The following is a 668-nucleotide window of genomic DNA, read 5'->3' as shown; positions in this document are numbered from 1 at the left end:
TCAGCTTTTTTACTAACACTTGTATTTATAAAAGAGCTTAAATCTACATAAAATCCATCTATTTTTAGCATTATTTCTCCTTTAACTTAAAGAATTAATTAAGCTTTTAAATCTAGTAATTTATAAGCTTTTAGCTCATCAATTAGCTTTATACTAAACTCACAAAATTCTTCTAAATTATTTTTGTCTTTTAATTCTTTTTCTTTATCTTCATTTATCTTTAAAGAATTTGAGTTTTTAAATAATTTTATATCTTGCTTTAGTTTTCTTATGTGATTGTTTTCTTCATTTATTGCGTATTCTTTTAGCTTTGGATTGGCTTCTATTTTTTCTTTTTTATTTTTTAATTCTTCTTTTGCTTGATTTAAGTTTTTAAAATACTCACTTTCATCTTCAATATATTGCTCTTTTACTAAAATTTCTCCATCTTTATCTTTATCAAAAAATATTCTATTATTAATCATTTTTGAAATAGTGTTTATATTTTTTTCGCCAAATTCATTAATATCTTCTTCTAATATTTTGTCTTTTTTAACAATCTCGCTTAAGACATAAACCCCATCTTTATTCTCATCAAAATAACAAACATCAATTAAAGTATTCATTAATTCATCACTATTTAACACCCCATTATTATCGCTATCACTTTCAAGATATTTTAAATCAAA

The 668-nt window shown here is 21.9% G+C and carries 1 protein-coding gene; it reads right to left on the bottom strand.

Going from position 1 to position 668, the window contains the following annotated elements:
- Window positions 1-98: 98 nt before the first annotated feature.
- The coding region (locus AVBRAN12647_RS09595; protein WP_336609912.1) for a hypothetical protein at window positions 99-668 on the bottom strand (570 nt) is incomplete at its 5' end.

This window comes from Campylobacter sp. RM12647, from assembly GCF_020138135.1.
Classification (GTDB): Bacteria; Campylobacterota; Campylobacteria; order Campylobacterales; family Campylobacteraceae; genus Campylobacter_E.
Note: the sequence above shows the minus strand (reverse complement) of the source record. Positions and strands in the feature narration are given on the sequence as shown.